Source organism: Actinomycetospora rhizophila, assembly GCF_042657905.1.
Classification (GTDB): Bacteria; Actinomycetota; Actinomycetes; order Mycobacteriales; family Pseudonocardiaceae; genus Actinomycetospora; species Actinomycetospora rhizophila.
Genome location: NZ_JBHSKG010000017.1, coordinates 1 through 25,520, shown reverse-complemented (window position 1 = coordinate 25,520; position 25,520 = coordinate 1). Strand labels below are relative to the sequence as shown.

The 25,520-nt window shown below is 74.4% G+C and carries 26 protein-coding genes, 1 pseudogene and 1 riboswitch; of the genes and pseudogenes, 15 read left to right on the top strand and 12 right to left on the bottom strand.

Features of this window, described 5'->3' with window-relative positions; translation table 11 throughout:
* Both ACFPK1_RS25340 and ACFPK1_RS25335 read right to left on the bottom strand, forming a co-directional pair.
* Positions 1-714, bottom strand: a complete 714-nt coding sequence (locus tag ACFPK1_RS25340) for a DUF998 domain-containing protein (protein WP_378023730.1) — start codon at positions 712-714, stop codon at positions 1-3.
* Between the two features lie 7 nt (positions 715-721).
* The gene (locus ACFPK1_RS25335) at positions 722-1,603 is read right to left on the bottom strand and encodes a hypothetical protein (protein ID WP_378023729.1); all 882 of its coding nucleotides are present in this window, start codon (positions 1,601-1,603) and stop codon (positions 722-724) included.
* Positions 1,604-1,692: 89 nt separating this feature from the next.
* Here ACFPK1_RS25335 and ACFPK1_RS25330 point away from each other — a divergent pair, with 89 nt between their 5' ends.
* The gene (locus ACFPK1_RS25330; protein WP_378023728.1) at positions 1,693-2,325 is read left to right on the top strand and encodes a class I SAM-dependent methyltransferase; all 633 of its coding nucleotides are present in this window, start codon (positions 1,693-1,695) and stop codon (positions 2,323-2,325) included.
* A 46-nt stretch (positions 2,326-2,371) separates the two neighbouring features.
* Here ACFPK1_RS25330 and ACFPK1_RS25325 read toward each other — a convergent pair whose 3' ends face one another.
* Positions 2,372-3,166 carry an MmyB family transcriptional regulator gene (locus tag ACFPK1_RS25325; protein WP_378023727.1) on the bottom strand — a complete coding sequence of 265 codons (795 nt, stop codon included), beginning with the start codon at positions 3,164-3,166 and terminating at the stop codon, positions 2,372-2,374.
* A gap of 113 nt (positions 3,167-3,279) precedes the next feature.
* On the opposite strand from ACFPK1_RS25325, the gene ACFPK1_RS25320 reads away from it, so the two are divergent.
* Complete coding sequence (locus tag ACFPK1_RS25320) at positions 3,280-3,687, top strand: hypothetical protein (RefSeq protein WP_378023726.1); 408 nt, start codon at positions 3,280-3,282, stop codon at positions 3,685-3,687.
* Between the two features lie 13 nt (positions 3,688-3,700).
* Here the strand turns inward: ACFPK1_RS25320 and ACFPK1_RS25315 are convergent, their stop codons facing one another.
* Positions 3,701-4,429 carry a YqjF family protein gene (locus tag ACFPK1_RS25315; RefSeq protein WP_378023725.1) on the bottom strand — a complete coding sequence of 243 codons (729 nt, stop codon included), beginning with the start codon at positions 4,427-4,429 and terminating at the stop codon, positions 3,701-3,703.
* A 92-nt stretch (positions 4,430-4,521) separates the two neighbouring features.
* On the opposite strand from ACFPK1_RS25315, the gene ACFPK1_RS25310 reads away from it, so the two are divergent.
* Together ACFPK1_RS25310 and ACFPK1_RS25305 are read left to right on the top strand one after the other, a co-directional pair.
* The gene (locus tag ACFPK1_RS25310) at positions 4,522-5,172 is read left to right on the top strand and encodes a GOLPH3/VPS74 family protein (protein ID WP_378023724.1); all 651 of its coding nucleotides are present in this window, start codon (positions 4,522-4,524) and stop codon (positions 5,170-5,172) included.
* Positions 5,173-5,241: 69 nt separating this feature from the next.
* Positions 5,242-6,036, top strand: a complete 795-nt coding sequence (locus tag ACFPK1_RS25305; protein WP_378023723.1) for a DUF427 domain-containing protein — start codon at positions 5,242-5,244, stop codon at positions 6,034-6,036.
* On the opposite strand, the gene ACFPK1_RS25300 is transcribed toward ACFPK1_RS25305, so the two are convergent.
* From ACFPK1_RS25300 to ACFPK1_RS25285, 4 genes are all read right to left on the bottom strand, one after another.
* Positions 6,033-6,617, bottom strand: coding sequence for a mycothiol transferase (locus ACFPK1_RS25300; protein ID WP_378023722.1), 585 nt, complete (start codon positions 6,615-6,617; stop codon positions 6,033-6,035). The genes ACFPK1_RS25305 and ACFPK1_RS25300 overlap by 4 nt on opposite strands.
* Positions 6,618-6,675: 58 nt before the next feature.
* Positions 6,676-7,143, bottom strand: a complete 468-nt coding sequence (locus ACFPK1_RS25295; protein ID WP_378023721.1) for a MarR family transcriptional regulator — start codon at positions 7,141-7,143, stop codon at positions 6,676-6,678.
* 44 nt (positions 7,144-7,187) lie between these two features.
* The gene (gene coaA, locus ACFPK1_RS25290) at positions 7,188-8,162 is read right to left on the bottom strand and encodes a type I pantothenate kinase (RefSeq protein WP_378023720.1); all 975 of its coding nucleotides are present in this window, start codon (positions 8,160-8,162) and stop codon (positions 7,188-7,190) included.
* Positions 8,163-8,223: 61 nt separating this feature from the next.
* Complete coding sequence (locus tag ACFPK1_RS25285; RefSeq protein WP_378023719.1) at positions 8,224-8,955, bottom strand: SDR family oxidoreductase; 732 nt, start codon at positions 8,953-8,955, stop codon at positions 8,224-8,226.
* A 50-nt stretch (positions 8,956-9,005) separates the two neighbouring features.
* On the opposite strand from ACFPK1_RS25285, the gene ACFPK1_RS25280 reads away from it, so the two are divergent.
* From ACFPK1_RS25280 to ACFPK1_RS25245, 8 genes are all read left to right on the top strand, one after another.
* Positions 9,006-9,470 (top strand): PPOX class F420-dependent oxidoreductase, encoded by a 465-nt coding sequence (locus tag ACFPK1_RS25280; RefSeq protein ID WP_378023718.1) that lies wholly within the window; start codon positions 9,006-9,008, stop codon positions 9,468-9,470.
* Positions 9,471-9,489: 19 nt separating this feature from the next.
* Complete coding sequence (locus ACFPK1_RS25275; RefSeq protein WP_465252230.1) at positions 9,490-10,845, top strand: hemolysin family protein; 1,356 nt, start codon at positions 9,490-9,492, stop codon at positions 10,843-10,845.
* Entirely contained in the window at positions 10,842-12,026 is a 1,185-nt protein-coding gene (locus ACFPK1_RS25270) for a hemolysin family protein (protein ID WP_378023717.1), read from the top strand. The genes ACFPK1_RS25275 and ACFPK1_RS25270 overlap by 4 nt, the downstream gene beginning before the upstream one ends.
* On the top strand, positions 12,023-12,997 hold the full coding sequence (locus ACFPK1_RS25265; RefSeq protein WP_378023716.1) for an NAD(P)/FAD-dependent oxidoreductase: 975 nt from the start codon (positions 12,023-12,025) through the stop codon (positions 12,995-12,997). The genes ACFPK1_RS25270 and ACFPK1_RS25265 overlap by 4 nt, the downstream gene beginning before the upstream one ends.
* A 299-nt stretch (positions 12,998-13,296) precedes the next feature.
* Positions 13,297-14,073 (top strand): VldE C-terminal domain-containing protein, encoded by a 777-nt coding sequence (locus ACFPK1_RS25260; protein ID WP_378023715.1) that lies wholly within the window; start codon positions 13,297-13,299, stop codon positions 14,071-14,073.
* A gap of 118 nt (positions 14,074-14,191) precedes the next feature.
* On the top strand, positions 14,192-15,508 hold the full coding sequence (locus ACFPK1_RS25255; protein WP_378023856.1) for an MFS transporter: 1,317 nt from the start codon (positions 14,192-14,194) through the stop codon (positions 15,506-15,508).
* A gap of 115 nt (positions 15,509-15,623) precedes the next feature.
* Positions 15,624-17,018 carry an APC family permease gene (locus ACFPK1_RS25250; protein WP_378023855.1) on the top strand — a complete coding sequence of 465 codons (1,395 nt, stop codon included), beginning with the start codon at positions 15,624-15,626 and terminating at the stop codon, positions 17,016-17,018.
* Entirely contained in the window at positions 17,015-17,812 is a 798-nt protein-coding gene (locus ACFPK1_RS25245; protein ID WP_378023714.1) for a universal stress protein, read from the top strand. The genes ACFPK1_RS25250 and ACFPK1_RS25245 overlap by 4 nt, the downstream gene beginning before the upstream one ends.
* Positions 17,813-17,815: 3 nt before the next feature.
* On the opposite strand, the gene ACFPK1_RS25240 is transcribed toward ACFPK1_RS25245, so the two are convergent.
* Positions 17,816-18,763: a helix-turn-helix domain-containing protein gene (locus tag ACFPK1_RS25240; RefSeq protein WP_378023713.1), complete on the bottom strand. Its 948-nt coding sequence runs from the start codon at positions 18,761-18,763 to the stop codon at positions 17,816-17,818.
* Positions 18,764-18,904: 141 nt separating this feature from the next.
* On the opposite strand from ACFPK1_RS25240, the gene ACFPK1_RS25235 reads away from it, so the two are divergent.
* From ACFPK1_RS25235 to ACFPK1_RS25225, 3 genes are read left to right on the top strand one after another with little or no spacing between them, the layout of a single operon-like run.
* Positions 18,905-19,765 carry an alpha/beta hydrolase gene (locus ACFPK1_RS25235; protein ID WP_378023712.1) on the top strand — a complete coding sequence of 287 codons (861 nt, stop codon included), beginning with the start codon at positions 18,905-18,907 and terminating at the stop codon, positions 19,763-19,765.
* A gap of 57 nt (positions 19,766-19,822) precedes the next feature.
* Positions 19,823-20,038 (top strand): helix-turn-helix domain-containing protein, encoded by a 216-nt coding sequence (locus ACFPK1_RS25230; RefSeq protein ID WP_378023711.1) that lies wholly within the window; start codon positions 19,823-19,825, stop codon positions 20,036-20,038.
* A gap of 17 nt (positions 20,039-20,055) precedes the next feature.
* A complete protein-coding gene (locus ACFPK1_RS25225) occupies positions 20,056-20,613 on the top strand; it encodes a Clp protease N-terminal domain-containing protein (protein WP_378023710.1) in 558 nt (185 codons plus the stop codon).
* On the opposite strand, the gene ACFPK1_RS25220 is transcribed toward ACFPK1_RS25225, so the two are convergent.
* From ACFPK1_RS25220 to ACFPK1_RS25210, 3 genes and pseudogenes are all read right to left on the bottom strand, one after another.
* Positions 20,607-20,822, bottom strand: coding sequence for a hypothetical protein (locus ACFPK1_RS25220; RefSeq protein WP_378023709.1), 216 nt, complete (start codon positions 20,820-20,822; stop codon positions 20,607-20,609). The genes ACFPK1_RS25225 and ACFPK1_RS25220 overlap by 7 nt on opposite strands.
* Before the next feature lie 117 nt (positions 20,823-20,939).
* Positions 20,940-23,885 (bottom strand): aminomethyl-transferring glycine dehydrogenase, encoded by a 2,946-nt coding sequence (gcvP, locus tag ACFPK1_RS25215; protein ID WP_378023708.1) that lies wholly within the window; start codon positions 23,883-23,885, stop codon positions 20,940-20,942.
* Positions 23,886-24,085: 200 nt separating this feature from the next.
* A riboswitch (glycine riboswitch) is annotated at positions 24,086-24,189 on the bottom strand.
* A 292-nt stretch (positions 24,190-24,481) separates the two neighbouring features.
* Positions 24,482-25,393, bottom strand: a pseudogene (locus tag ACFPK1_RS25210) (IS30 family transposase); the annotation flags it as partial.
* Positions 25,394-25,520: the final 127 nt, after the last annotated feature.

Sequence of the window (25,520 nt, the reverse complement as noted above, 5' to 3'; positions counted from 1 at the left end):
CTACGCGGCGGCCCGGTCCCCCGGCGGGTCGTCCTCGAGGGCCGGCACCGACCGCCGGGCGTGCGCCAGCGCCCACGCCCCCAGCAGGGCCACGACGAGCACCTCGGCCAGGGCGAGCCCCCGCTCGAGCAGCCCCAGCGGGACCGCGCGCCACCACGGCACCCCGGTGATCCCGCGCAGGGCGATGGCCCCGACGATCGGCAGGAACGACGCCAGCGCGAGCCACGACCCCACGCGCACGCCGACCCGGAAGGGCCGGGCGGCCGGGTCGTGGCGGTGGCGCCGGGCGAGCAGCAGCGCCCCGAGGGGCAGCGCGATGAAGGCGACGAGGCTCGCGTAGCGGTGGATGTAGCCCGAGAGGCTCGGCCCGATCGACCAGTTGGTCTTCTCGAACGCCACCACGAGCAGCAGCCCCACGCACCAGGCGCCGAGCAGCACGACCGGCAGCGATCGGGCCGGCGCCAGCCGGGCCGCGACCAGCGCGGCGATCACGCCCGCCGACCCGAGCGCCAGCCCCACCACCGCGACGTCGAACAGCCACCCGCCGGGCAGCAGCGCGTACTCGCTGATCGTGCGCCGGACCGGGTCCACCCGCGACGACGGCCCCACGAGGTGCATCGCGCCGATCACCACGAGCGCGAGCAGCACGCCCGCGAGCCCGGCCCGCGCCCCCGGCGCCACACCACGGGCCGCCGCCACCTCGGGAGTCGTCACGACCGGATCAACGTGGCGGGCGCGCGCCGCGTTCCGCGAGCGCCGGACCGAAGCCGTCGGCGAGCCCCACGCACCGCTCGCCCGCGAAGACGCCCGCGCGGTAGTGCAGGCCGTCGGGGGTGTCGTCGACGGCGAGGGCGACGTCGTAGGTGCGCGGGTGGGCCACCTCGGCGACGTACTGCACCTCCCAGGCGCTCGGCGCGAGATCCTCGGGCGGGCCGCCGTCCGCCGCACCGAGCTGCGCCGCCTGCCAGGCCGCGACGGCGTCGGCGTACCAGGACAGGATCGCGACGTTGTTGACGTGCCGGTTGGTGTCGACGTCGCCGATGCGCGTGGTGACCGTGTGCCCGGTCGGGTAGCCGCCGCGGTCGTGCCGGGAGGCGTGGGGCCGCGCCGGGGCGCCGCCGGGCTCGTCGATGACCATCGCGGCGAGGTCGGCGCGCAGCTCGTCGGGCAGCTCGCTCGGGCCCGCGTCGGTGGCCAGCACCGTCACCGAGTCGGCGACCGCCACGCAGCGCTCGCCCGCGAACACGCCGTGGCCCCAGGAGTACGACGACCCGCCGACGCGCCGCACGCCGGTGCCGACGCGGTACTGCTCGCCCGGCGTCATCGGCGCCAGGGCGCGGATCCGCTGGGCGGCGAGCAGGATGCGCCCGGGCCGGAAGCCGCCGTCCTGCACCAGCCGCCGGAACCGGGGCAGCGCCGCGGCGACCCGCGCCTCCTCGAACCACCGGCCGAGCGCCACCGTCGTCACGCGGGCGTCGCCGCCGAGGTCGGCGTAGCGCGGCGTCAGCGGGTGCAGGGTGGGGAACGCGGACGGGTCGGCGAGGGCGCCACCGTCCTCGGCGAGCGAGGGCCCGGCGGACAGGACCGGGGCGTGGTCGGCCATGCGCCCCATCGTCGGCGACGGGGACCGGCGCGTCGCGCCGCCACCGACCGGATCACATGTGACGGCCCGCGCCGGGATATCCCGGCACCGTGACCGACTTCCCGCCCGGGTTCTTCGACCGCGCCGACGACGGCGACGACGGCGGCTTCTACGGCCCGCCCCGCCTCGTGCAGCACATCGACGACGGCGCGATCGCCGCGGTGGGCGCGTTCTACGACGAGATCGGCGTCGACGGCGACGTGCTGGACCTCATGAGCTCGTGGGTCTCGCACCTGCACACCCGGCCGCGGCACCTCACCGTGCTCGGGATGAACGCCGCCGAGCTCGACGCCAACCCGATGGCCGACGAGCGCGTGGTGCGCGACCTCAACACCGATCCCGCGCTCCCCTTCCCCGACGCGGCCTTCGACACGGTCGTCTGCACCGTGTCGATCGACTACCTCGTCCGGCCGGTCGCCGTGTGCGCCGAGGTCGGCCGGGTGCTGCGCCCCGGCGGGACGTTCGCGCTGACCTTCTCGAACCGCTGCTTCCCGACCAAGGCGATCCGCGGCTGGCTGGCCGCCGACGACGGGCAGCGCGCGGCCATCGTGGCGACCTACCTGCGCGACGCGGGCACGTTCGACGAGCCGGTGGCCCAGCGCCGGGCGTCGTCCGACGACCCGGTGATCGCGGTCCACGCGCGGCGTTCCTGGCGCCCGGGGCGACCGGCACGTTCCGCATGATCGACGGGCCCGCGGACCGGCCGACCGTGCCGCTCGCCCCCCGCCCCTACTCCGCGACCAGGCGCTCCAGCGTCGTGCGGGTCGCGTCGTCGGCGGGCACGAACGATTCCAGCGACAGCTCGTCGAGGGTGACGTCCCACGCCGCGCCGAAGTGCGTGATCGTCGAGTAGAGCCGCAGGTCGCCGTCGGGGTGGGCGATGTGCAGCGGCAGCATCACGTGGGCGGCCCGTGCCGCGGCGCCGGTCGGGGCGGGCGGGGCGTAGCCGGCGAGCTCCTCGCGCAGGGCGACGAGGCGCGGGTCGCCGGTGAGGTCGCTGAGGCGCTCGAGGCGGTGCAGGAGGTGGCCCGCCCACTCCGGGAGGTTGCGCACGTGGGGGGCGAGGCCGTCGGGGTGCAGGCTGAGCCGGTAGACGTTCACCGGCGGCTCGAGCAGCGCCGGGTCGAGCAGCGCCAGCAGCGCGCTCACCGCCCGGTTGGCCATGACGACGTCGCCGCACCGGTCGACCACCAGCGCGGGGAACGGCTCGTGCCCGGTCAGCAGGTGCTCGAGTGCGCCCCGCACGGCGTCGAGGGCGGACGCGTCGAGCCGGGATTCGCTGTAGGTCGGGGCGAAGCCCGCCGCGAGCAGCAGCGTGTTCCGCTCGCGCAGCGGGACCTCGAGGTGCTCGCAGAGGTCGACCAGCAGCTCGCGGCTGGCCCGGGCGCGGCCGGTCTCGACGAAGCTCAGGTGCCGGGTGGACACGCCCACGTCGAGGGCGAGGTCCATCTGGCTGCGCCGCCGGCGGGTGCGCCAGCCGCGCAGCAGGTCGCCGGGAGCGGGCCGGGACTCGAGCGTCGTCACGGGCCCGACGCTAGGGGCCGCCGGGGACCGGGGCCATGACCTACGAGGTCATCGACCTGCTTACCCGCGGCGCCGCAGGGTTCTCGTCGACAGCCCGACACGAGGAGGACCCCATGAGCACCACGACCACCGCCACCCGCACCGACGTCCAGCGCACCCTGCGCGGCGTCCTGCGCCTCGACGCCGCCGCGTCCGGGGCCCTCGGCGTCGCCGCCGCGGCCGGCGCCGGCGTGCTCGACACGCTGCTCGGCCTGTCCACCCCGCTGCTGCTCGGCGTCGGCGTGTTCCTGGTCGTCTACGCCACCGGGCTCGTCCTGCTCGCGGGACGCCCGGCGATCCCCCGGCCCGCGACGTGGGTGGTCGTGCTCGGCAACAGCGCCTGGGTGCTGATGAGCCTGGGCCTCGTGGTCGGCGCCTGGGAGCAGCTGACCGTGCTCGGCGCGATCGTGGTGCTCGCCCAGGCCGCGGCGGTCGCCGTGTTCGCCGACCTGCAGTGGGCGAGCGGGCTGCGCCGGGCGTGAGAGCCGCGCGGGCTCAGCGCCGCCGCGGGAACCCGAAGCGGACCGACACCCCGGGCGACCACATCACGTGGTCCGGGGGTCGGGTCGCGAGGTCCGGGAAGCCCGCGGCGGCGAGCAGCGTGTCGTCGAGGTCGACGACCTCGGCGTCGTGCAGCGGCCAGGGCTCGTGGACGTTCGGGACGTACCAGTCCCGGCGCGCATGGCGCTCGTGCAGGCCCCAGCGGGCCGTGAGGAAGTCCTCGAGCTCTCCCGCGGCCCGGGGCGCGCCGATCCGGACGCGCACCCCGCTGGGGTGCGGCCGGCGGGTGACGTAGGTGCGCTCGTCGCCCTCGCCGGTGATGCCCATCGAGGCCCAGCGGTACGGCAGCCCGAACGCGGCCCGCGCGCCCGCCACGACGGCGAGGCGGGTGGCGTCGAGGCTGCGGAAGACGATCCCGCGCACGCCGCGCTCGTCGACGGTGTAGCAGCGGACGTTGGTCTCGGGGAAGGTCCCGAGCCACGGCACCGACGGACCGCGCAGCACCCCGGCCCCGACCATGCGGAACGGGACGAGCCCGACCCAGGTGACGCCCTCGTGCACGTCGGGCCGCACGCCCGGCGGGAGCATCGGGGCCACCGCCGACGGGTCGACCGCCCAGTGCAGGAACGCCACGTCGAGCCAGCGCTGGGTCATCATCGTCGGGCCCGCGTAACCGGGGGCCTTGCGGGTCACGGGCTCGGGCACGGGCACGGGCGAGGTCACGCCCCGGTCGTCCCCCGTACGGACCTCCGCGACACCCGATCTCCGCCGCGAGGAGGAGGTGGCGCGGCCCCGCGGCCCGCCACGATGAGCCGATGCGCACCGCCGAGGACCTGGCCCTGCTCCTGCACGACCCCGCCACCGGCGCGCCCCTGGTGGACTCCTCGTCGCTGCCCCGGGCCCTCGCCGGCGCCGTCGTGCTGCAGCTCGTGCTCGACGGCCGCGCCCGCCTCGAGCAGCGCCGGTGGAACTCCCACCTCGTGATCGGCGACCGCGCGCCGACCGGCGACCACGTGCTCGACCTCGCGCTCGAGCGGCTCCCCGCGGACCCCGTCCCGAAGGCCGCGATCGAGAAGCTGCAGAGCCGCGTCCAGGGCCCGCTCATGGCCGGGCTCGTGCACGACGGGTCCGTGCGCGTCGAGGAGCGCTCGTTCCTCGGCATCCCGCGCTCCCCGCTCTACCCGGCCGCCGACCGCCGCCGACGGGACGCCGCCGCGGTCCGGATGCGCGCGGTCCTCGTGGACGGCGTGGCGCCGACCACTGACGACGCCGCGCTCGTCGCCCTGCTGCGCGCGGTCAAGGCGGAGCACAAGGTGGTCGACGCCCCGAAGCGCGCGCTGCGGGACCGCAGCAAGGTGGTCGCCGAGGGCGAGTGGGCGGGCGAGGCGGTGCACAGGGCGATCGCCGACCTCTACGCCGCGGTCGCCGTCGTGGCCGGGGCGGGCGCCGCGGCGAGCGGGACCTGACCCGGGGAATCCCGCTGCCGGGGGCCGGGTTGCACGCAGACGAGAGCATCCCCAGCCCAGGAGGTCGTCGTGGCCCTGACCATGTTCGGTGGCCCGCTGTCGCGCAAGGTGCCCGAGACGAGGACGTTCACCGTCGAGGGTCCCGCGCACTCGCTGCTGCTCGAGCCGTTCACCCGGCGCGTGCGCGCGGAGGTCGACGGGGTGACCGTGCTCGACACGACGCGCGGCGCGCTGCTCTACGAGACGGGGCTGCCCCCGCAGCTCTACGTGCCCGAGGAGGACCTGCGCGCCGACCTGCTCGAGCCCAGCGACACCAGCACCCACTGCCCGTTCAAGGGCGACGCGACCTACCGGTCCCTGCGCGTGGGCGACCGCGTCGTGACCGACGCCGTGTGGGCCTACCCGGAGCCGATCCCCGAGTCGTCGTGGCTCGCGGGCCTCGCGGTGCTGGCCCCCGAGGCCGCCGACCGGTGGTTCGACGAGGACGACGAGGTCATCGGGCGCCTGCCCGACCCCTACCACCGCGTGAGCCTGCGCAACACCAGCCGCCACGTCACCGTCACCACCACCGACGGCGTCCCCGTGGCCGACGCGGCGGGCGGGGTGCTGCTGGGCGAGACCGGCCTGGTCGACCGCCTCTACATCCCCCGTGCCGCGCTCTCGGCGACGCTCGAGCCCGCCGAGAAGCGCACGGCGTGCCCGTACAAGGGCTACGCGACGTACTACGACGTGCGGCTGCCCGACGGGCGGGTGCTCAGCGACGCCGCGTGGTCCTACGAGACGCCGACCGACGAGTCGCGCGCCATCGAGGGGCTGCTCAGCTTCGCCCACGACGACCTGGTGGTCACCGCGGACGTCCGCTAGCCGGCCGGGTCGTCGTCCTGCGGCTCGGGCCGGGCGCCGGTCAGCGCGGCGGCCGCGTCGCGCAGCACCTGCGCCTGCCCGGCGTAGCGGGCGGTCTCGGTGACGAGGTGCAGCAGGATCCAGCGCAGCTCGATGTGCCCGCGCCGGTCGTCGCGCACGGCGTCGTCGAGCGACTCGGCGCCGGCCAGGGCGTCGCGACCCTTCTCGCACGCCTCGAGGTAGCTGCCCACCACGTCGTCCGGGGACTCGATGTCCGCGAGACGGAAGCCGGGCACCTCCTCGTCGACGTAGCTCGGGACGTGGCGGCCGCCGCGACCGCCCCAGCGCTCGACGAGCCACGTGCGCTCGAGCTCGGTGAGGTGCTTGACGATCGCGAGCAGGCTCGGCCCGTCGCCGTCGGGCACGCGGCGGCGCAGCGTCGCGTCGTCCAGCCCGTCGAGGGCGTGCACGACGAGGGCGCGGAAGTAGTCGAGCCAGCCTTCGAGGGCCTCGCGCTCGTCGGCCACCTCGGGCGGGGACGGGCGGCGTTGCAGGGGGGCCTGGAACAGCGGCACCGGCTCTCCCGGAGTCGTATCGCTCACACCTGACACACCGTCCGTCGTCAGTCGACCGCGGAACGTTACACCGCGCGAGGGATCGTCACTCCTCCACGAGGACCTCGAGGGCGGGCAGCGCCGCCTCGAGGGCCGCGCGCTGCTCCGCGTCGAGCCGGTCGAGCCGCTGCGCGAGCGACGCCGTGCGCTCGGTGCGGATACGCCGTATGGCGGCGTGGCCCTCCTCGGAGAGGTGGATCAGCGCCGACCGCGCGTCCTGCGGGTCGGGCGTGCGCACCAGCAGCCCCGCGTCGTCGAGCGCGGCCAGCACGCGGCTCATCGTGGGTGGGGTCACCGCCTCCCGGCGCGCCAGCTCCGAGAGGCGCAGCGGAGCGTGGTCCTCGAGTGTGGCCAGCACCGACGTCTGCAACGGCGGCAGGGCCGCCGCGGAGTCGACGCGGATCCGGCGGTTGAGACGGCCGATGGCCAGCCGCAGGCGCGACGGCAGGTCGGGATCGGACGATCCGGACCCACCGGACGGCCCGGCCTGCGTCCCGGTGGCGGAAGTGGACATAGCTCATGGTCCCACGCCCTCGTGACGACGAGGTCAGAGCTGGGTCAGAGCTTGCGCAGGCGGATGCGCCGGACCGTGTGATCGCCGCCCTTGGTGAGCACGAGCCCCGCCCGCGACCGCGTCGGTGCGATGTTCTCGCGCAGGTTCGGCCCGTTGATCTCGTCCCAGAGCCGCGCGGCCTGGGCGCGCGCGGCGTCCTCGTCCATCTCCGCGTAGCGGCGGAAGTACGACGCCGGATCGCGGAAGGCGGTCTCGCGCAGGGCCAGGAAGCGCTCGACGTACCAGCGGCGGACGTCGCTGGGGTGAGCGTCGACGTAGATGGAGAAGTCGATGAGGTCCGAGACGGCCAGCGCGCTCGCGCGCTCGCCGGTCTGCGGCGCCGGCTGGAGCACGTTGAGGCCCTCGAGCACGAGGATGTCCGGGCGCGAGACGATCCGCTGCTCGTCGAGGACGTCGTAGACGAGGTGCGAGTACATCGGGACCGGCACCTCGGGCTTGCCCGCCTTGATGTCGGCGACGAAGCGCAGCAGGGCACGCCGGTCGTAGGACTCCGGGAACCCCTTGCGGCGCATGAGGCCGCGGCGCTCCAGCTCGGCGTTCGGGTGCAGGAACCCGTCGGTGGTCACCAGGGCGACGTCGGGGTGGTCGTCCCAGCGGGCCAGCAGCAGACGCAGCAGGCGGGCCGTCGTCGACTTGCCGACCGACACCGACCCGGCGATGCCGATGACGAACGGCGTCGCCTCCTCGTCCTGGCGCAGGAACCGCCGGTAGGCGTCCAGCAGGCCGGCGTTGGCCCGGACGTGCAGGTCCAGCAGCCGCGAGACCGGCAGGTAGACGTCGCGGACCTCGTCGAGGTCGACCGGGTCGCCCAGCGAGCGGAGCTCCTCGAGCTCCTCGGCGGTCAGCGGGACCGCACTGGTCTCGCGCAGCTGCGCCCAGGTGTTCCGGTCGAAGTCGACGAACGGACTGCCGCTCACCGGCCGTTCATCCCCCGGGCTCCGTCGCACATGGCGGGACATTGTCGTCGGGGACGTGGGGGGCCCCGCCACCGCCTGCGGCGCAGGTCACGGAACCGGGGCCTCATCCCCGCTGCTGCGCCGACGACACGAGGGCGTACTCGACCACGCATACCTCGGGCGGGAGGCCCAGCACGTGCACCACCGCCGCGGCCACGTGCTCGGGCGTCAGGCCCAGCTCGTGCATCCGTCCGCGGAAGGCCGCGACGTCCTCGCGGCCCGGTTCGTCGCCCGCCATGAGGTCCGTGGCGACGAACCCCGGCGCGACGGTGGTGACGCGCACGCCCCGCGCGCCCGCCTCGCGGCGCAGCGTCTCGTCCACGGCGTGGGCGGCGTGCTTGCTCGCCGCGTAGACCCCGCCCGCGGCGCTCGGCACCCGCCGGCCCGACATCGACGAGACCGTCACCCAGCTCGCGCCCTCGCCCAGGTGCGGCAGCGCGGCGCGGGCGGTGGCGAGCAGCCCGTGCACGTTGACGTCGAACACCTCGCGCCAGCGCTGCGGGTCGGTCTCGGACACCGCGCCGAGGTGCATCGTCCCGGCGGCGGCGACCACGGCGTCGACCCCGCCGAGGGCGCCGGCGAGCTCGTCGACCGCCCGCGTGACGGCCGCCGCATCGGTGACGTCCGCGACGCCGGCCCGGCCGCCGACCTCGGCCGCCAGCGCCTCGAGCCGGTCCGCGCGCCGGGCCAGCAGCCCCACGCGGGCCCCGGCGTCGGCGGCCGCCCGGGCCACCGCGGCGCCGATGCCCGACGACGCGCCCGTCACCACCACACGACGACCGTCCAGCGACCCCATGGTGATCACCGTAGAGGGGCCGACCCCCTCCCGCGGCTACGCTCGTCGCCATGGTGAACGTGGCGACCAACGACCGCGTGGGGCGCGAGGAGCTCGACGCGTTCCTGCGGACGCGGCACAAGGCGATCGTCGTGACGCGGCGCAGCGACGGCGGCGACCAGACCTCGCCCGTCACGCTCGGCATCGACGCCGACGGGCGCCTGCTCGTATCGACCTACCCCGACCGCGCCAAGGTCACCAACATCCGGCGCGACCCCCGCGTCGCGATGTGCGTGCTGTCCGACGACTTCGACGGCCCGTGGGTGCACGTCGAGGGCACCGCGGAGGTCCTCGACCTCCCCGACGCGCTCGAGCCCCTGGTCGAGTACTTCCGCTCCATCTCCGGCGAGCACTCCGACTGGGACGAGTACCGCCAGGCCATGACGCGGCAGGGCAAGTCGCTGATCCGCCTGTCGGTGGAGCGCTGGGGGCCGATCGCCACCGGCGGTTTCCCGGCCCGGTTGGCCACGGGCTGAGGCGGGGACTCGACGCATCGTGGACGTCCTCCTGTCGGTGCTCGGACTCGTCGGGTTCGTCGCCGTCACCTTCGGCACCGCCATCTTCGTGGCGGCCGAGTTCTCCCTGACCAGCCTCGAACGCAGCCAGATCGACAACCACGTCGCCGAGGTCGGCGACCGCCGGTCGAAGATCGTCCAGCGCGCACATCGCAACCTCTCGTTCGAGCTCTCCGGCGCCCAGCTGGGCATCACGATCACCACGCTGATCACCGGCTACCTCTCCGAGCCCGCGATCGCGACGCTGATCTCCCCGCTGCTCGAGGACCTCGGCCTGCCCGCGGGCGCGGCCGGCGGCGCCGCGTCGATCATCGCGCTGGTCTTCGCCACCGCGCTGTCGATGGTGTTCGGCGAGCTGGTGCCGAAGAACCTCGCGATCGCCCGCCCGATGAGCACCGCCCGCATGGTCGCGGGCATCCAGGCCGGCTTCTCGCGGGTGTTCTCCTACTTCATCGGCGGCCTCAACGGGTCGGCCAACTGGATCGTGCGGCGCCTCGGCATCGAGCCCGCCGAGGAGCTGCGCTCGGCGCGCTCGCCCCAGGAGCTCGGCTCACTGGTGGCCACGAGCGCCCAGCAGGGCACGCTCGACGAGGGCACCGCCGAGGTGATGGCGCGCTCGCTGCGGGTGGGCGACCGCCGCGCCGACGAGCTGATGACCCCGCGCGTGCGGGTCGAGTCGCTGTCCCAGGACGACACCGTCGACGACCTGCTCGCCGCCACCGTGCGCACCGGGTTCTCGCGGTTCCCCGTGGTCGACCGCGACCTCGACGACATCCGCGGCGTCGTCCACGTCAAGCAGGCGTTCTCCGAGCCGCGGGCCAAGCGGCCCACGACGAAGCTGCGCAACCTCATGCGCACCGCGACCACCGTGCCGGACTCCCTCGACGGCGACGAGCTGCTCGACCGCCTGCGCGGCGCCGGGCTGCAGATGGCCCTGGTGGTCGACGAGTACGGCGGCACCGCCGGCATCGTCACCCTCGAGGACCTCGTCGAGGAGATCGTCGGCGACGTCCGCGACGAGCACGACCGCGGCGAGGCCACCCGGGTGCACAGCGAGGGCGAGGACAGCTGGATCGTCTCGGGGATGCTGCGCCCCGACGAGCTCGCCGAGGCCGTCGGCTGGTCGTTCCCCGAGAGCGAGGTCTACGAGACGCTCGCGGGCTACATCGTCGCCGAGCTGCAGCGCCTGGCCCACGTCGGTGACGCCGTCACCTGCGACGACTGGCAGCTGATCGTCACACGCGTGGACGGCCGCCGGGTCGCCGAGGTCCGGGTGGTGCGACCGCCCCAGGTCCCGGCCGCGGTCACCACCGACGGGACGGAGGCGCCCGCGTGAGCGACACCGTCGCCCTGCTGCTGATGATCGCGTTGCTGCTCGCCAACGCGTTCTTCGTCGGCGCCGAGTTCTCGCTGATCACGGCCCGCCGCGACCGCCTCGAGGCCCTCCAGGCCGAGGGCACCGCGGGCGCCGCCACGGTGCTGCGGGCCTCCGAGCACCTCTCGATGATGCTGGCGGCCGCCCAGCTGGGCATCACCATCTGCTCGCTGGCGCTCGGCTCGCTCGGCGAGCCCGCGGTGGCCCACCAGCTCGAGGCCGTCCTCGAGCCGCTCGGCGTCCCGTCGGTGCTCATCCACCCGATCGCCTTCGTGATCGCGCTGACGATCGTGACGATCCTGCACATCGTCATCGGCGAGATGGTCCCCAAGAACATCGCCATCGCCGGGCCCGAGCGCACGTCGCTGTGGCTGGTGCCGGCGCTGGTGGCGTTCCTCAAGGTCACGCGCCCGATCATCACGGTGCTGAACTGGTGCGCCAACCACGTCCTGCGGCTGTTCGGCGTGACGCCCGTCGACGAGCGGGAGGCGGCCTACACGCCGCAGGAGATCGCCGAGATGCTCTCGGAGTCGCGCCGCGAGGGGCTGCTCGACGCCTCGCAGACCCGGCGTCTGACCCAGGCGCTGAGCTCCGCCGAGCACACCGTCGCCGACGTGACGATCCCGCTCGACCGGGTCACCGTGCTCCCGCCGCACCCGACGGTCGGGGCGGTCGAGGAGGCCGTCGCCCGCACCGGCTTCTCGCGGTTCCCGGTGCAGGCGCCGCAGGCCCCCGACGCGCACCCGCGCCTCGACACCCGCCCGCTCGAGGCCGGGACGACGCCCATCAGCCCCGCCGACGGCGACGGCGAGCACACCGAGCACGCGCCGGTGGTCGCGCTCGCCGGGTACCTGCACGTCAAGGACGTCCTCGACCTGGGCGACGGCGACGGTGACGGGCAGTCCGACGACGAGGCCGCCGACCGGCCGGTGCCCGCCGAGCGGGTCCGCGCGCTGCCCGAGCTGGCGCTCTCCGCGCCGGTCGACGAGGCGCTCGCGGCGCTGCGCCGCGAGGGCTCGCACCTCGCGCGGGCCGTCGACGACCAGGGCACCACGGTCGGGCTCGTGGCCCTCGAGGACCTCGTCGAGGAGTACGTCGGCACGGTCCGCGACAGCACGCACGTGACGAGGTCGCGGGCGTGACGTCTCCCCGGGTCCGCGACGAGGTCCTCGTCGTCGGCGGCGGCATCAGCGGCATCGCGTGCGCCCGCGCGCTGGTCGCCGCCGGCGTGCGCGTGCGGGTGCTGGAGCGCTCGCACCGCGTCGGCGGCCGGATGGCGAGCCGGGCGCTGCCGGCGGGCTCGGGGCACGTCGTCGACCTGGGCGCCGCCTACTTCACCGTGCGCGACGAGGAGTTCGCGGCGGTCGTCGAGGGCTGGCGGCGCCGGGGGCTCGCGGTGCCGTGGACCGACACGCTCGCGAGCCGGGACGCCGACGGCACCTGGTCGTCGAAGGCCGGCCCGCAGCGGTGGCGCTCCCCCGGCGGGCTGCGCGCGCTGGTGGCCGACCTCGCCGAGGGCCTGCCGGTGCGCACCGGGCACACGGTGGGCGTCGTCGAGCCCGGCCCCGCGGTCGACGGCGTCCCCGCGCGCGCCGTGGTGCTGGCCATGCCCGACCCGCAGGCCGCCCGCCTGCTGCACCCCGCGCTGCGCGCCGGCGCCCTGGTCGCGCAGCGGGAGTGGAACCCCGTCGTCGCGGTGGCGCTCGGCTACGGGCACCGCGGCTGGGACCGGTTCCCCGCGGCGTTCGTCAACGGGCACCCCGACGTGGACCTCCTCGCCGACGACGGCGACCGCCGCGGCGACCTCGCGCCGGTGCTCGTCGCCCACACGACGGCCGAGCGGGCCCGCCGCCACCTCGACGACCCCGACGGCGCGATCCCGCCCGTCGTCGACGCCGTCACCGAGCTGCTCGCCCTGGACGAGGCGCCGGCCTGGACCCACGCGCACCGGTGGACGTTCGCCAGCCCGGCGCAGCCGCACGAGGAGGAGTTCGTGCTCACCGACGACCTCGTCGGGCTCTGCGGCGACGGCTGGGGCAGCCCGAAGGTCGAGACCGCCTGGCGCTCGGGCACCCTGCTCGGCCGGGCGATCGCGACACGCGTCGTCTGCTGACCGCCGGTCGCCGCGCCCGGTGACCGCCGACCGCGCCGCACGTCCCGTCCGCCGTCGCGGGGGCAACCCCGCCCGTCCTCGCCGTCCGGTTCGTCTACTGTCGCTCACGGAACGGTTACGAGTTGGTCACGGCTCCCCCGTGGTGATCTGCTCCCTCCCCGCGGCGACGACCGACCCCGACGGTGTCGCCAGGCCGTTCCGTGACCGGAAGGCAGCACGTGACACGGCAACGCTCCCCCAGGGGCCGTGACGCGCACGCAGGACAGCGCCGACGCGAGCCCCGTACCGTCCCGTTCGTCATGCCCGAGGGCGCCGTCCGCGGCGCCTCCCGGCACCGCTCCCCCGGCCGCGCCGCGATCCGGCACGGCGCGGTGGCCGCGGGCCTGACCGGCAGCGCGCTCGCGCTGGTCGGGCCGGCCGTCATCGCCCTGCCCGACCAGGACACGCAGGACGCCGCGGCCACCCTCGAGCTCTCCGCCCAGGGCGCCGCGCTCGCGGACACGCCCGCCGCGGGGGGCGCGCAGGCCGCCGTCGCCCCGGTCAGCGGGCCCGGCACGGGCGCGGCGTCCGCCGACCTGATCAAGGCCACGGAGCGCGACCGCGCCGCCGACGCCGCGACCGCGCGCGAGGCGCAGGCCCGCGAGGCCGAGCAGCAGCGGGCGCAGCAGGCCGCCGCCGAGCAGGAGCGCACCGCGTCGATCACGAGCTGCGGCGCCTCGAGCTCGTACGGCGGCGTGGCCGACTCCGTGCAGGAGGTCGGCAACGCGATGGAGTGCGTCTTCCCCGGACACGACGTCCTGGGCGTCGGCAGCCGCGGCGGCCAGTCCGACCACCCGGGCGGCTACGCGCTCGACTTCATGACCACCGACGGCGACGCGATCGCCGACTGCGTCATCGACAACAAGGACGACCTCGGCGTCTCCTACGTCATCTGGGACCAGCGGATCAACACCGGTTCCGGGTGGGAGGGCATGGAGGACCGCGGCGGCGCCACGGCCAACCACGAGGACCACGTCCACATCTCGTTCGAGCGCGGAGGGTCGCCGGACGTGTCGGCCCTGCGCAGTTGCGGCTGACGTCTTCACAGGGACCTCACCCGACTGGTCCACTGAACGGGTGTCGACGGAGACGAGCGGATCGAGCACGGACAGTGACGTCGGGCGCCGGGCGCTCCGCAAGGTCGCCTGGCGGTTGATGCCCCTGCTCGGGGTGCTCTACTTCGTCAACTACCTGGACCGCGTCAACATCGGGTTCGCCGGGCCCAACGGCATGAACCGCGAGCTGGGCCTGACCGCGACGATGTTCGGGCTCGCCTCGGGCATCTTCTTCATCGGCTACCTGCTGCTCGAGGTGCCCAGCAACCTCGCGCTGCACCGCTTCGGGGCGCGCCGGTGGATCACCCGGATCCTCGTGTCCTGGGGGATCGTCGCGTCGGTCATGGCGTTCGCCCCCAACGCCACCGTGCTGATCATCCTGCGGTTCCTGCTCGGCGTGGCCGAGGCCGGCTTCTTCCCCGGGATCATCCTGTACCTCACGTTCTGGTTCCCCGCCGAGTACCGGGCGCGGGCGGTCGGCTGGTTCATGGTCGCGGTGCCGATCTCGACAGCGGTCGGCTCGACGGTCAGCGCGCTCATCATCTCCGCGGGCGACGGGCTGTTCGGCCTGTCGGGGTGGCGGGTGATGTTCCTGTTCGAGGGCATCCCGGCGATCCTGCTCGGCGTCGTCACCTTCTTCGCGCTCACCGACCGGCCCGAGCAGGCCCGCTGGCTCGCCGACGACGAGCGGTCCTGGCTGCGCCGGCGCCTCGACGCCGAGGCCGCGCAGGTGGAGAAGGCCGACCACTGGACGCTGCGCCGCGCGCTCACCGCACCCCGGATCCTCGCGCTCGCCTTCGTCTACTTCGGCGTCACCTACGGGCTCTACGCCCTCGGGTTCTTCCTGCCGACGATCGTGTCGGACTTCGAGCAGCAGTTCGGCACCAAGCTCGACACGATCGAGAAGGGCCTGGTCACCTCGATCCCCTACGCCGTCGCCGCGATCGGGATGGTGGTGTGGAGCCGCGCCGCCGACCGGGCCGCCGCCCGCGCCGACGGCGGCTTCCTGTCCGGCGAGCGCGGCCGGCGCTGGTGGCTCGCGCTGCCGATGATCCTCGGCGGGGTCGCGATCCCCGTCGCGCTCTACCTCGAGGACCCCTACTCGGCGATGGCCGCGGTGACCGTCTGCGCCGTGGGCACCTGCGCGGCCCTGCCGACGTTCTGGCCGCTGCCCTCGCAGTTCCTCACCGGCGCGGCGGCGGCCGGCGGCATCGCGCTGATCAACTCGCTGGGCAACATCTCCGGGTTTGCCGCCCCCTACGTCACCGGCGGGCTCGCCGACCTCACCGGCAGCCAGCGTGCCGGGCTCTGGGTCGTCGGCATCGTGACGGTCGTGGCCGCGGTCGTCGCGCTGTCGGTGGGACGCCGGGCGAGCAGCGCGGTCGAGAGCGAGTCCGTGCGCGTCACCGGAGGCTAGGCTCTCGATCACCCGCTCGGAGACGGAGCCTGCGGAGATCGACAGCGACCCTCGAGGGGGACCCGTGCCCGGACCCGACCGCTCTGCCTGGCTGCGGCGCAAACCGGTCACCGCGATGGCCGCCGAGACCGGCGCGGACGCGAGCGCGGGGCACGAGGGCGGCGACCTCAAGCGGTCGATGGGCCTCGGTCAGCTCGCGGCCATCGGCATCGGGTCCACGGTCGGCACCGGCATCTTCTTCGTGCTCTCCGAGGCCACCCCGGAGGCCGGGCCCGCGGTGGTCCTGTCGTTCGTCATCGCCGCGATCACCGCCGGGCTCACCGCGCTGTGCTACGCCGAGCTGGCCTCGGCGGTACCGGTGTCGGGCTCGTCGTACTCCTACGCCTACGCCACCCTCGGCGAGGCCGCGGCGATGGCCGTGGCGGCGTGCCTGATCCTCGAGTACCTCGTCTCGTCCGCCGCGGTGGCGGTGGGCTGGTCGGAGTACCTCAACGCCCTGCTGCAGGCCACCGTCGGCATCCGCTTCCCGGAGGCGCTGTCCGGCGCGCCGGGGGCGGGCGGGGTGTTCAACCTGCCGGCCGTGATCCTCGTGGTGCTGTGCACGCTGCTGCTGATCCGCGGTGTCAGCGAGTCGGCGACGGTCAACGCCGTGATGGTGGTGATCAAGCTCGGCGTGCTGCTGCTGTTCGTCGGTATCGCGTTCACCGCGTTCGACGTCGACAACTTCGCGGAGTTCACCCCGCTCGGGTTCAGCGGGGTGGGCGCCGCGGCGGGCACCGTGTTCTTCTCGTTCATCGGCCTCGACGCGGTGTCGACGGCCGGCGAGGAGGTCCGCGACCCGCGGCGCACGGTCCCCCGGGCCCTCATGCTCGCCCTCGTCACCGTGACCGCGATCTACCTGCTCGTCGCCGTGTCCGCCGTCGGCGCCCAGCGCTGGACGGAGTTCGAGGGCCAGGAGGCCGGCCTCACCGCGATCATGGGCGCGGTCACCGGGTCCGCCTGGCCGGGCATCGTCGTCGCCGCGGGCGCGGTCATCTCGATCTTCAGCGTCACGCTGGTGACCATGTACGCGCAGTCGCGCATCCTGTTCTCGATGAGCCGCGACGGCATGCTCCCGCCCCTGCTCTCCCGGGTGAACCCGCGCACGCTGACCCCGGTGCCCACCACGGTCATCGTCGGGGTCGCCGTGGCGGTCCTGGCCGGGCTGATCCCGCTCGACGTCCTCGCCGACCTGGTCAGCGTGGGAACGCTGGTGGCGTTCGCGGTGGTCTCGGTCGGCGTGATCATCCTGCGCCGCACCGCCCCCGACCTGCCCCGCGGGTTCCGGGTGCCGGGCTACCCGGTGACGCCGATCCTCTCGATCGCCGCCTGCGTCTACCTCATCTCCGGGCTGCGGTGGATCACGCTGCTGGTGTTCGTGCTCTGGCTCGGCGTCGCGCTCGTGTTCTGGCGGTTCTACGGCGCCCGCCACTCGCGCCTGGCCGCACCGACCGAAGAGGAGGCGACGTGACCGTCCTGGTCGGCCGCGTGCCCGGCGAGGAGCCGGGCAGCGGGGCCCTCGTGCTCGGCGCGCGCCTGGCCCGCGCGCTCGGCGGCCCGCTCGTCGTGTGCACGGTGACCTCGCCCGGCGACGGCACCCCCGCCGGCCCCGCGCCCGCCGTGGACGGCGTCGAGGTCGAGACGACCGTCGTCGAGGACCGCTCGGTGCCCGGGGGTCTGGCGCGCGCGGCCCACGCCCGGCAGGCCGCGGTGATCGTGCTCGGCGACGCCCCGCCCGGCCCGGGGTCGGTCGGCGCGCGTCTCGCCCGCTCGGCCGACGTGCCGGTGGCGGTGGCCGGCGACTCCGCGGTCCACGACGGGCCGGTCACGCGGGTGACCTGCGCGTGGGGCGGCGGCCGGCACGCCTCCCGGGTGCTCGCCACGGCCGTCGACCTCGCCCGCCGCACCGGGGGGTCGCTGCGCGTGGCGTCGTTCGGTCCCCAGCGCGGGACGACCGTGCCCTCGGAGGCGGGCCTGCACGCCGAGGAGGTCGTCGTCGAGCAGTGGCGCGAGCAGATGCTCGCGGCCCAGCGCGCGGCGCTCGACGAGCTCGGGGTCACCGACGCCGAGACCCTCGCAGCCGCCGGCGCGACCGTCGAGGAGGCGGTGATGGGCATCGGCTGGGACGACGGCGAGCTCCTCGTGGTGGGCGCCAACGCGGCCGGCGCCGCCACCCGTGTCCTGCTCGGCGACCCGGGCGGCGCGATCGTGCGCGGTGCCCCCGTGCCGGTGGTCCTCACGCCGGGGACGACGACCCTGTCCTGAGCGCTAGCCGCCGGCGTCGACCGCCGCGCGCCGTTCGCGCGGCGTCATCCCGAAGGCGTCCTTGAACCGGCGGGAGAAGTGCGCGGCGTCGCGGAAGCCCCACTCGTGGGCCACGGTGGCGATCGCCTTGTGCCGCGCCCCCGGCCGGCCGAGCTCGTCGTGGGCCCCCTCGAGGCGCCGCCCGATGATCGTCTGTTCGAGGCTGCTGCCGGTGCGGGCGAAGAGCTCGAAGAGCTGGCGGCGCGAGATGTTGTGCACCGCGGCGATCTCGTCGGCACCCAGGTCGGGGTCGCGCAGCCGCTGCCGGACGTACTCGTGGATCCGCGCGAGCAGCGTCTCGTGGTGGACATCGCGGGCGACGGGAGGACGGGCCGTCGACGCGAGCAGGGCCCGGACGAGGTCGATGCTCGCCGCTCCGATCGCCGCCGCCTGCTCACCGGCCTCCAGCCGGTCGGCCGCGCCGAACAGGTCGACGACGTGGCGGCTGACCAGCGCCGCGAGCGGGCTGTCCTCCAGGTGCGGCGCGGCGTCGCGGACGACCTCCATCGGCAGGCCGAGCGCGTCGAGGGGCACCTGCAGCGCCCGCGACGCACCGGTCGTCGCCCACGAGAACGCGAACGGCGCGGTGAGGTCGACCAGCATCAGGCGGCCCGGGGCGACGGTCTGCTGGTGACCGAACTGCTCGTGGCGGGCTGTGCTGCGCTCCTGGACCGCCAGCGCCACGATCGGCGCCTCGTCACGCCGGGCCCGCCGCACGTCGCGGGACATCGCCATCCCCGACGACTCGCTGCGGAAGAGCGGGAGGCGGCCGAGCTGCCAGAGCTCCATGCGCGCGTGGAGGTCGGCGTGCGGCGCGAGCGTCACGGTGGCCGCGCTCGTCTCGGCCATCAGCGTCGTGACGAGCTCGGCGCGCTCGGCCACGGGGGTGTCCCGGGAGTCGAGCACCAGCATGGTGACTCAGCGTAGAGAAGAGGGCGATCGATACCAAGCCTGCGACCGCATCCTGGGACAAGAACCGCGCACTCTCGGGCAACTCCGGCGTCTTCTGTCTACCTACGGTGATCTCAGTGTAGGCCGATCGAGGAGAACCGGATGACCCAGCGCACGCCCGACACCATCGTCCTCGTCCACGGCTTCTGGGTGACCCCGCGCTCCTGGGAGCAGTGGGTCGCCCACTACGAGGCGAAGGGCTTTCGGGTGATCGCCCCGGCCTACCCGGGCTTCGAGGTCGAGGTCGAGGCGCTCAACGCCGACCCCTCCCCCGTCGAGGCCGTCACCATCCCCGCGATCGTCGAGCACCTCGAGGAGATCCTGCGCGGGCTCTCGTCGCCGCCGATCATCATCGGGCACTCCGCGGGCGGCGCGTTCACCCAGATCCTCCTCGACCACGGGTTCGGCGCGGCCGGTGTCGCCCTGAACTCTGCGCCGACCGAGGGCGTGCCGGTGATCCCGCTGTCGCAGGTCAAGGCCACGTTCCCGGTGCTGAAGAACCCGGCGAACCGCCACCGCGCCGTGCGCTACGACTTCGCGCACTGGAACTACGCGTTCACCAACACCTTCCCCGAGGAGCAGGCCCGCGCCCTCTACGAGCGCTACGCGGTGCCGGTGTCGGGCGGCATCCTGTTCGAGAGCGCGCTGGCCAACCTCACGCCCGGCCACCAGGGCACCTGGGTGAACTACGAGAACGAGGACCGGGCGCCGCTGCTGTTCGTCGGCGGGAGCTGCGACAACATCATGCCGCCGAAGGTGCAGTGGTCGAACGCGGCGCACTACAAGGCCGAGAAGACGATCACCGAGGTGGTCGAGTTCGGCAGCAAGCCGCACCTCCTGCCCGCCGCGCCGGGCTGGGAGGAGATCGCCGACTACGTCCTGGCCTGGGCGCTGCGCCACGCCACGACCCCGCCGCCGATCGTGCCGGCGCCGGACGCGCCCACCGAGGCGATCACGGTCTGAGCGGGGCTCTGTCAACCGTGGTTGACAGCGCCGTCGTGTCAACCTAGATTGACAGTCATGGCTGATGCGACGGCGGTGGCGGCCGCGGCGTCCTCGCGGGACCCGGCGACGGGGCTCGCGGCGGTGGCGTCGTTGCGGACGCTGCTCGAGTCCCTCGAGGAGCTGCAGGTCCGCAACGCGCGTGACCGGGGGTGGTCCTGGCAGCAGATCGCCGACGGGCTGTCGGTCAGCCGGCAGGCGGTGCACAAGAAGTACCGCCGCCACATCGACTGACCCCCAGGAGGTCCGACGTGTTCGAACGGTTCACCGACCCCGCGCGGCGGGTGGTGGTGCTCGCGCAGGAGGACGCCCGCGAGCGCGCCGCCGACCGGATCGGCAGCGAGCACCTGCTGCTCGGCGTGTGCCGGGCGACCGACACGTGGGCGGCGGCGCTGCTGGCCGCCCGGGGCGTGACGCGGGCGGGCGTGGAGGCCGACCTCGACGCGGCGCCACCGACGGACCTCCCCGGCCTCCCCGACAAGGCCGCGCTGGCGAGCGTCGGGATCGACCTCGACGAGGTCCGCGAGCGCGTCGAGGAGGCGTTCGGGCCGGGCGCGCTGGAGAGCACCCGGGCCGCGGGGCGCCGCCGCTGGGGTCACATCCCGTTCGGCCGCGACGCCAAGAAGGTCCTCGAGCTCGCCCTGCGCGAGGCGCTGCGGCGTGGCGACCGCTCGATCGGCACCGAGCACGTCCTGCTCGGGATGCTGCACTCCGGGACCGGGCGCGCACTGCCCCTGCTCGCCGCCCGCGGGGTGACGCTCGAGGGTGCGCGCGCGGCGCTCGACGATCCCGGCGCGGCGGCTCAGTAGAATTGACTGTTCGCGAAGAAGATCGCGAGACCGAGGATCAGGAGACCACCAAGAACGAACGCACGAGTGCTCTTGCCGTGGTAGTTCTTGCGGCCCGCCATGATGTTCTTGGCGTCGTTGGCAGCGCGGAAGTACTCGGCCCAGCTCCGTCCTAGGAAGAACCCGATGACGACACCGGCGACGGCCCCAGCGGCGATGTACGTGGTCACAGTGGCCCCCCTGTTCGCGTGAGTCCCAGTGTCACCTCTGGCACCACGATCGAGTGAGACCGACACGCCGCGTGCCCGGGGCCGCCGCCGACGACCTCGACGGCGACCCCGGGGACGTCACGACTCGGCGAGCTCCTCCAGCGGCGGGCAGGAGCACACGAGGTGACGGTCGCCGTGGGCGGCGTCGATCCGCCGCACCGGCGGCCAGATCTTGGTGGGGCGCCCGCCGGCCGGGAAGGCGGCCTGCTCGCGGCTGTAGGCGTGGTCCCACTCCCCCACCAGCACCGAGCGCGCCGTGAACGGGGCGTGCACCAGCGGGTTGTCGTCGGCCGGCCACTCGCCGGACTCGACGCGGGCCACCTCGCCGTGGATCGCGATCATCGCGTCGCAGAAGCGGTCGATCTCGTCGAGGTCCTCGGACTCCGTGGGCTCGACCATGAGCGTGCCCGCCACCGGGAACGACATCGTCGGCGCGTGGAAGCCGTAGTCGGCGAGGCGCTTGGCGACGTCGTCGACCGTGATGCCCGAGGCCTTGGTCATCGGGCGCAGGTCGAGGATGCACTCGTGGGCGACGAAGTCGTCCGGTCCGGTGTAGAGCGTCGGGAAGTGGTCGGCGAGCCGCGTGGCGACGTAGTTCGCGGCGGCGACCGCGGTGAGCGTGGCGCGGCGCAGCCCGTCGACTCCCATGAGCCGCACGTAGGCCCAGGAGATCGGCAGGATCGACGCCGAGCCCCAGGGCGCGCCCGCGACCGGGCCGACGCCCGTCTCCGGGCCCGCCGACGGCTGGGCCGGGTGGTTGGGCAGGAACGGGGCGAGGTGCTCGGCGACGCCCACCGGGCCGACGCCCGGACCGCCGCCGCCGTGCGGGATGCAGAAGGTCTTGTGCAGATTCAGGTGGCTGACGTCGGCGCCGAAGCGGCCGGGCCGGGCGAGCCCGACCAGCGCGTTGAGGTTGGCGCCGTCGACGTAGACCTGCCCGCCGGCGTCGTGGACGGCCGCGCAGACCTTGCGCACGTGCGGCTCGTACACCCCGTGCGTCGACGGGTAGGTGATCATGATGGCGGCCAGCGCGTCGCCCGCCTCGGCGATCACCTGGTCCAGGTGCTCGCGGTCGACGTCGCCGCGGTCGGTCGTCTTGACGACCTTGACCCGCATCCCTGCGGAGATCGCCGACGCGGCGTTGGTGCCGTGCGCCGAGGACGGGATGACGCAGACGTCGCGCTGCAGGTCGCCGCGGCTGCGGTGGTAGGCGCGGATGGCGAGCAGGCCCGCGAGCTCGCCCTGCGAGCCGGCGTTGGGCTGCAGCGACACCGCGTGGTAGCCGGTGAGGTGCACCAGCCAGTCCTCGAGGTCGTGGATCACCTGCAGCATCCCGGGCGCGTCCGACTCCGGCGCGAACGGGTGCAGCCCGGCGAAGCCCGGGTAGGTGATCGGCTCCATCTCCGCGGTGGCGTTGAGCTTCATGGTGCAGGAGCCCAGCGGGATCATGCTGCGGTCGAGCGCGACGTCCTTGTCGGAGAGCTCGCGCAGGTAGCGCAGCAGGGCGGTCTCGCTGCGGTGGCGATGGAAGACGGGGTGCGTGAGGTAGCTCGAGGTGCGCTGCAGCGCCGCGGGGATCGCGTCGTCGGTGGCCGCGTCGAGGTCCTCGACGTCCATCGCGCCGGCACCGAACGCCCGCCACAGGGCCCGCAGGTGCTCGCGGGTGGTCTGCTCGGAGCAGGAGACGCCGACGTGGTCGGCGTCGACCTCGCGCACGAGGATGCCCTCGGCGCGGCAGGCCGCGACGGCCCCGGCCGCGCCGCCGGGCACGCGCACCAGCACGGTGTCGAAGAACTCGCGGTGTACGACCTCGACGCCGCCCTTGACCAGGCCGGCGGCCAGGACCGCGGCCATGCGGTGGGTGCGCCGGGCGATGGTGCGCAGGCCCGAGGCGCCGTGGTGCACGCCGTACATCGAGGCGATCACCGCGAGCAGCACCTGCGCGGTGCAGATGTTGCTGGTGGCCTTGTCGCGGCGGATGTGCTGCTCGCGGGTCTGCAGGGCCAGCCGGTGGGCGGGGTCGCCGTCGGCGTCGACCGACGTGCCGACCAGCCGGCCCGGCAGCTGGCGCGCGAGCCCCTGGCGCACGGCGAGGAAGCCGGCGTGCGGGCCGCCGAAGCCGAGCGGGACGCCGAAGCGCTGGGTGGAGCCGACCGCGACGTCCACGCCGATCTCGCCCGGCGGGGTGACCATCGCGGCGGCGAGCAGGTCGCAGGCCGCGACGACGGCGGCGCCGCGAGCGTGGGCGGCCTCGACGACGCCGCGGTGGTCGCGCAGCGCGCCCGAGGCGCCCGGGGCGGCGAGCAGGAGGCCGAAGAAGTCCGGCTCCGGGAGCTCCGCCGTCACGTCCACGACCTGGATCTCGATGCCGAGCGCCTCCGCACGCGTGCGCAGCACGGCGATCGTCTGGGGCAGCGTGTCGGCGTCGACGAGGAACCGTGAGCTCTTCGTCTTGTCGGCCCGGCGCAGCAGCAGCATGGCCTCGGCGGCGGCGGTGGACTCGTCGAGCATCGAGGCGCCGGCGACGTCGAGGCCGGTGAGGTCGCAGACCATCGTCTGGAAGTTCAGCAGCGCCTCGAGCCGGCCCTGGGAGATCTCGGGCTGGTAGGGCGTGTACGCCGTGTACCAGGCCGGGTCCTCGAGCACGTTGCGGCGGATCACCGGCGGGGTGATCGTGCCGTGGTACCCCAGGCCGAGCATCGGCTCCAGCACGGTGTTGCGGGCGGCCAGCGCGCGCAGCTCCTCGAGCACCTGGGCCTCGGTGGCCGGCGGGGGCGGCGCGGCGCCGGTCGGGTCGTCCGACCAGTCGGCGGGGTCGGTCCGGATGGACGTGGGCATCGCCCGGTCGGCGAGCTCCTCGAGCGAGCCGACGCCGACCGTCTCCAGCATGCGGGCGAGCCCGCGGGCGTCGGGACCGACGTGGCGGTCGGCGAAGGGGACACCGTGCTCGAGCGCGGCGAGCGGGGCGGTCTCCCAGGACTCGCGGGAGTGTGAGGAGGATGCGGGACCGTGCGGTGCGTTCATGACGCCTCCGGGGCAGGGCGGACTGGGCCTCGCGCTCGGGACGTCTCCGTCCTCCGCGCGGCCTCCCCCTCTGCCGCTGCCCGCTTCCGTGCGAGCGCCTGAGAGCTTCGCCGGTGGGGTGGGCTCACCCTCGGCTTGCACCATCGGCGGGTGGACGATCCCGGCAGGACCCGGACCGCTCACCTCTTTCCAGAGGTCGTCTCCTCCGCGCGGTCGGGGTGCCTGAGAGGTTCCGGGGAGGAGTTGCTCCTTCGGCGCCTGCACCCAGAGGCTTCTGTCTGCAGGTCTCTCCCGCGCGGTGTCCAAGAACGACGCGTGGAGGGTACCGCAGATGGTGGCGACGACCCAGGTCCCGCGTGGGCCCCGTCACCTCCCGCGAGCGGCACGGTGCGCATGATCGAACCCGCCGAGCACCTGCCGAACGTGCCTCTCGCCACGCGAGCTCGCCAGAACGATCTCTCCAGAGAGCTCTCAGCGCAACCGGGTCCGAGAGCACTGGCGGCACTCTCGAGAGATCGACATGGAGAGCACCTCGCGGGCCCTCCGGCTCCCCCCGCGGCGACCGGCACGGTGCGCATGATCGAACGCCCGTGGGCTCAGGGGGTGGTCGCAACACCGGTGATTGGTGGGCCGGAGAGTAGTTGGTCGAGGGCGCGGGCTGGGGATCGCCACTGGAGGGTCTTGCGGGGTCGGGCGTTGAGTTCGGCGGCGACGGCGGCGAGGTCGTCGGCGGTGTGGACCGAGAGGTCGCTGCCCTTGGGGAAGTACTGGCGTAGCAGCCCGTTGGTGTTCTCGTTGCTGCCGCGCTGCCAGGGGCTGTGCGGGTCGCAGAAGTAGATCGGCAGGTCCGCCGCGATGCGGATCTCGTGGTGGCGGGCCATCTCGCTGCCCTGATCCCAGGCCAGCGAGCGGCGCAGCCCGGCGGGCAGGGCGCGGATGGCCGGGACCATGGCGTCGTGGACGGCCGCGGCGTCGTGACGCTCGGGCAGGTGCAGCAGCAGCACGAACCGGGTGGAGCGCTCGACCAGGGTGCCGATCGCGGAGCCGTTGGCGGCCCCGAGGATCAGGTCGCCCTCCCAGTGCCCGGGCACCGCGCGGTCCCCGGCCTCGGCCGGCCGCTCGCTGATCATGATTTCGGGCGGGATGTGGAGCCGGCCCGAGCGGCGGGTGAAGGCCCGCGGGCGGCGCAGCGCACGACCGGTGCGCAGGCAGCGGTGCAGCTCGCGGCGCAGGCTGCCCCGTCCCTGGACGTAGAGCTCTTGGTAGATCGTCTCGTGGGACACCCACATCTCCGGGCGGTCGGGGAACCGGACGCGTAACTCGGCCGCGATCTGCTCGGGGCTCCAGTGCAGCTCAAGGCCCTGCTGGACCTCGGTGACCAGCTCAGGATGCCCGCTGAACTTGGTCGGCTTCGGGCGCCGCGCCCGCTGGTCGGCCTTGTGCCGCGCCGGCCCGGCCCGGTAAGCGTCCCGACAGGCCTGACGGGCATCGACACGTCGATACGGTCGGGGCCTGTCAAGTTGTCTGTGTAAGTTGATCTATGGGTCGGTCAGCTGAGGTAGGGGCCGATGCGGTCGGGGTAGGCCAGGGCGAGAGCGCCGAGGGCTTGTTTCCAGCCGAGCACGGTGCTGCCCT